This window comes from Mycobacterium sp., assembly GCF_035653355.1.
Taxonomy (GTDB): domain Bacteria; phylum Actinomycetota; class Actinomycetes; order Mycobacteriales; family Mycobacteriaceae; genus Mycobacterium.
Window position 1 is genome coordinate 1 of record NZ_DASRBZ010000009.1, and the last position, 5127, is coordinate 5127.

Sequence of the window (5127 nt, forward strand, 5' to 3'; positions counted from 1 at the left end):
ATCCACCGACCGGAGGTCGTGTTCGATCTGGTCGCCGAGACATTTGCGCGAGCACTCGAGCACCGCGACCAATACGACGAGGAGAGAGGGCCCGCGGTGGCGTGGCTGCTCGGCATCGCCCGCAACTTGATCGTCGACTCCGCTCGTCGCGGGGAGGTTGAGGCAACCAGCCGCATGCGGCTTGGGATGGCTCGGATTGAACTGGACGACGAGCAGCTGGCAGTGATTGCCGCGCGAGCGAATTCCGAGCTGCACGCGGCCTTGGCTTCGCTGGATGCTGATCAGCGCGAGGCGGTGATCAGACGAGTGGTGCTGGAGGAGAGCTATGCAGCTATTGCTGCCGATTTGCGCTGCTCAAAACAGGTCGCGAGAAAGCGCGTGTCGAGAGGACTAGCGAGGTTGAGGACGACCTTGGAGGAGCAATGAACGACCCATTTGATCTGTTGCGCCAAGAGCTGGTTGACGCCGCCGGCCGCGTGGCGCTCCCGGTGCCGAGCCACCGGCGGCGGTGGCTGCCTCGGCCCCCGCGTCCGGTGTCGATCGTCCTGGCTGCTCTGGTGATCACGGGGTCGGCAGCGGCCGCCGTGTTCTCGCTTACCGGCAGTCGCTCGCAGCCGCTGGCAGGAAAGGTTCCAGGCGCGATTGAGCCCGCGTCGGTAGCCGGGTACCGCTACACCATCACGGTCACGCCCAGTCTCTACACCGGCACCGCCGGCTGGGAATCGTTCATCACGTACTCGACCAACTCCAGCCAGGGCAGCCCGTACCGTGGGGGAGGAGGCGGTGGCGCTTATCCCACCGCGACCAACCCGCTGTTCGGCGGTTCGTGCTTCGACTGTGGCGGTTCCGTCAGCCGCGGCAACACCGTCGGTTGGGTCCTGACCAGTCCCCAAGTGGTGGCGCTCCGCATCGGCGACCGGACGATCCGAACTCTTAGCTCGCCGTCTCTACCGGCTGGCGATCGCGCGGCGGTGTTCTTCATTCCAGCCCGCGGCCCGACCCTGGTTGAGGGATGGCAGCCAGGGAAGCCCGTTCACGGCGAAGCGACGGTGTGGGGATGTCCTTGCCGGCATGGGCGTGCGGTTTCCGTGATCGGGAAGATCCGGTTCGTCGCGATTCTGCCGCTCGACCGCTATGGGCACGCGATCGCTACACGGGTCACCCGGCCGTACGGCTCGACCCCATCGTTCTGGCAGGCCCCCAGCATCCACGCGTCCTCTCATCACAGTCCGACCCACGCGCGTGCCGGCGTTTGCGAGCTAAGGCAACACGGCCTACCCGCGCTTCACGGCGAGTGGGGCGCCACGATCAGCGCAATCTCGCCTGCGAAGGACGCGCTTGGGGAGGTCTTCCTCTCCTGCCTCAACACCGAGTACTACCTGCACGGCTGGCCGCTTCAGGTGGCGGTACTCCTCGATGGCCGCCAGCCGGGCCAGGTTCTTGGGCCGATCCCAGGTGCACGGCCGGTACCCGGCCAGCCGAACATCGTCAACCTCGCTGCCGGGCAACCGCCAGGCTCGCTAACGGCCAAGCGAGTGGGCAACGCATGGCTCGTTGCCGAGGGAGGCTCCGGATTGGCGCAGCGAATCACGGTGCTGAACGCGCTTCAGATCAGCAAGCTCGACCTACATCACCGCACCTCCGAACGCGCTCCCTACTCGATGCCCAGCTGAGCAGGAAGACACGCCGCCGCCAGTGGATTGATCGAAGCTGAGTTCGCGACAAGTTTCGTGACAAAGTTCTGGTGGCTCACGCGCTTCCTCATCGTCGTAGGCGAGTAGCCTCAATGCGATGGCCTTTACGCGCATCACGGTCCGTCCCGACCAGATGGATGGCGTCCCTTGCATCCGCGGTTCGCGACTCCCGGTCGCGACCGTCGTCGGCATGGTCGCCGACGGGACCGCGCATGACGAAATCCTAAAGGCGTACCCCGAGCTCGAGGAAGCCGACATCCGGGAGGCGCTTCGCTACGCCGCCGAGGCCGTCAGGGAGCGCGAGCTGCCGCTCACCGGCTGAGATTCCTGATCGACAATGCGCTCTCGCCAGTTGTGGCGAGGCGGCTGCGTGATGCCGGAAGGCTCGGGCGGTATTCGACCTTTCGTCACATATCGTCGGCTGGTCTCATATATGTCTTAGATGGACGATGAGGCGCTTCTGACGGCGACGGCTGCGGGCGACGCTGATGCGTTCGCTGCCTTTTATAGACGTCACCTAGGGCTGGTGCTCGGGTTTTGCATGCGGGCGACGGGTGATCGCGAGGCGGCGGCGGATCTCGCGGCAGAGGTGTTCGCGGCAGCGCTTAGCGCGTGTGGCAGATATCACGCGGAGTACGACACCGCGGCGCCGTGGCTGATCGGAATTGCGCATAACAAGCTCAAGGAGAGCCAGCGCCGGGCGGTCGTGCAAGACGGCATGCGTCGGCGGCTGCGGATGCGCCCGCTTGAGCTTGGTGAGGACGATTTGGAGCGGGTCGAGTCGTTGGCGTCGACCGCCGAGAGTGCCGTGCTGGCAGCGGTTGAGCAGCTGCCACAGGCAGAGCGTGACGCAGTCCGAGCGCGGATCGTCGAGGAGCGCGCGTACGACGAGCTGGCGATCGAGTTGCGCTGCTCGGAATCGGTGGTCCGGCAGCGGGTGAGCCGCGGCTTGACGCGGATTCGCGCCCAGATGTCAAAGCAGGCTGAGAAGGGAGGGCGGCCATGACCGCCAACTATTTCGACCAGTTGGAGTCAGAGCTTCGCGCTGCGGTACCGCGTGCGACCAAACGGCAACTGCGCTCCGGGTGGACACCCCACCGTCCGCCCGGCGTGGGAGTTGTGATGAGCATAGTCGGTGTGGCGGTTACGGTGGCCGTAGTGATTGTGTTCACCTCGCTTCCGAGTCACCGGCAGACACCGTCGCACCTGCCAGCGTTGCGGCACCCGCTCCCAAGCCCGCGGACAGCCCAGCTTCCACTCGGCAGCGTCCCGACGTTGCGGCAGCTACTCGACAACTTCAGGGTTCTGGGTGGTGGTGGAGGCGGCGGCCCATTCGCGCCAGGGCAGAAGAACTTCACCGTCGTGGCGAGGGACTTTCCGGGCGGCTATCAAGTGTACGTGTCAGTCCGTCGGTTCGGCGGGACAGGTCAGCTCAACTCAGCGACCAATTACGCAATGACCTTCGGCATCGTCGACTCACACGGCAACAGCGCCGTCGAACCGTTTGGGAGCGACACCAGCTACAGCGTCTTTCCGCTCCCGTGGGGCGGTGTGCGCGCGGTGCTCAGCGCCCGCCCTGGCCAGAAGGTGCTGTGGGCGAGCCTCGTTCCGGATGGCGTTGCCACCGTTACCTGGCAGTTCGGCTGCCGCCCAGCGCCGCACGTCAACCCGAAAGTCTGCGCAGGCATCCGCGCACGGACTGTCACGCTGCCAGTCATCAACAACGTCGCCGCGAGCGAGATCGCTGACATCGGCCGAGCCGGCGGACCGACAGTCATCTGGCGGGCATCCAACGGGACCGTCGTGGGTCCGTCCTTCGGCGGTTACGGCAACTTCGCGGCGCCACCTTTCGTCAAGGGCGAGCGAGAGGGACGTGAGCTTGCGGTCCTGCGTGCGAGCGGGATCGGCAGCGCGCGGATCGGGGAACCCTCGTCGGGCGTGATCCGGATCATCGAGCGCCTGCTCGGGGCGCCAGCGCAGGTGAATGTACGAACCGGAGCCTGCGGGATCGACCACGAAACAGTCTGGGCGAGCCCGACCGTGGCAAACCTGTTGACGATCTTCGAACGCGCCGGGCGGTTCGTCGGCTACCGGTACGGCGCGCCAGTCGGCGAGATCGGCTTATTACGGGGACCCGGCGCGGTCCTCACGACCGGGAACGGCCTAACGCTCGACGACACCGTTGCGGTCGGCAGACGGCTCTACGCCAGTGGATTCACCACGAGCGCAGGCAACGGAAACGCCTGGCGCGTGGACAGCAACGGCGGATTGCTCAGCGGCAGCGTGCTGCCGACGACTTACCCAGAACGCGGGATAACGCCTGGCGACCGGATAGCGAACATCGCTGCCGGCGGGACCGGTTGCGCGGCCAGCACCGGCTGACTCAACTCGGCCGGAGCCCAAGCAGGCGGGTAGCCCCGCGCCCACTCCATACGTCCGGCCGTCGCCTCGATCGAGGTCGGGCAGCCCGACCCTCAAAGCTACTTGGTTGAGCTGTTGCCGCCGCCGCCCCGAGTCTCTCCGATCATCGGGCTCGGACGGATCGGCTGTGGCTGCGGAGGAGGTGACGGCTTGTCGGCCATAGCTGCATTCTAAGACTGGTTGACGAGAGCGATGATCCAGACAATGACTTCGGCCACGAGCAGAATCGCGCCGAGGCGGAAGGCCCCGGTTACCCAACGGAGCTGTCGTCGGTTGAGGTCCGCGCTACGCCCCATGTGAAGCGCCAAGAGAACGATCGAGGACGAGAACTCGCCTCGGCGGGGCTGCTCGTTTTGCAGCCGTCAGTAGTGCCTTCCGCAACGGGTCTACGCGCGGGCGGCGATGTACGCCCACTTGTACCTGAGCTTGGACGCTTTGAAGCAGAGCTGGAAGGTGTCGCTCCTGTTCCACGGATTCCCCGTGTCGGGAAAGCGGCGGGGGTAGTAGATACAGCGCATCCGTTTCGGCTCTTCATTGATGAAGCCGTACGGGACGACCTTCTGGCGACTTTCCGGTAACCCAAACTGCGCCGTGACTTGCGCCTTTGACTCGCCTAGGTGCAATGCCGCGAACTGGGTGAGGGTCATCTGACCGCGGCGTATCTGGTGAGAGCCGACAGAGCCACAGCCACAAATCGAGCTTGTCGCGAGCATGACCGTAGCAGCCGTGGCCCAGCGGGAAAGGCCGCGTAGGAGCCGCATGTCTCTTGTACGAGTGGCGCGCCGCAGCAGGTCCGCTGACCCGGCAGCGACCGATGTCGGACTGACCGAGCAGCGGCGCTCATGCCGGCCCTGACCGTAAGTGGTAGGTACGGAAACGCTCGATTCCGATCCAGAAGAAGACGGTCGCCGGGTTTGCCTACACCTCTGCCGACCTTCCGCGTGGATCATGCGGAAAGCCAGACCCTGCGGCGGCGTTCCATACGTCGAACTACTGGCGCGGTTCCTCGTCG

Annotated in this window: 6 protein-coding genes; 5 read left to right on the forward strand and 1 reads right to left on the reverse strand. The window is 65.6% G+C overall.

Annotated elements, in window-relative coordinates:
- From VFA16_RS00305 to VFA16_RS00325, 5 genes are all read left to right on the forward strand, one after another.
- Window positions 1–426: RNA polymerase sigma factor (locus VFA16_RS00305; protein ID WP_324965900.1), on the forward strand; the 426-nt coding region annotated here is incomplete at its 5' end.
- Window positions 423–1673 (forward strand): hypothetical protein, encoded by a 1251-nt coding sequence (locus VFA16_RS00310; protein ID WP_324965901.1) that lies wholly within the window; start codon window positions 423–425, stop codon window positions 1671–1673. The genes VFA16_RS00305 and VFA16_RS00310, both read left to right, overlap by 4 nt.
- A gap of 118 nt (window positions 1674–1791) precedes the next feature.
- Window positions 1792–2016, forward strand: coding sequence for a DUF433 domain-containing protein (locus VFA16_RS00315; RefSeq protein ID WP_324965902.1), 225 nt, complete (start codon window positions 1792–1794; stop codon window positions 2014–2016).
- Between the two features lie 120 nt (window positions 2017–2136).
- Window positions 2137–2700: a sigma-70 family RNA polymerase sigma factor gene (locus VFA16_RS00320; protein WP_324965903.1), complete on the forward strand. Its 564-nt coding sequence runs from the start codon at window positions 2137–2139 to the stop codon at window positions 2698–2700.
- Window positions 2697–4076 (forward strand): hypothetical protein, encoded by a 1380-nt coding sequence (locus VFA16_RS00325; RefSeq protein WP_324965904.1) that lies wholly within the window; start codon window positions 2697–2699, stop codon window positions 4074–4076. Before VFA16_RS00320 ends, VFA16_RS00325 begins: the two co-directional genes overlap by 4 nt.
- A 425-nt stretch (window positions 4077–4501) precedes the next feature.
- Here the strand turns inward: VFA16_RS00325 and VFA16_RS00330 are convergent, their stop codons facing one another.
- On the reverse strand, window positions 4502–4762 hold the full coding sequence (locus VFA16_RS00330) for a hypothetical protein (RefSeq protein WP_324965905.1): 261 nt from the start codon (window positions 4760–4762) through the stop codon (window positions 4502–4504).
- Window positions 4763–5127 lie beyond the last annotated feature (365 nt).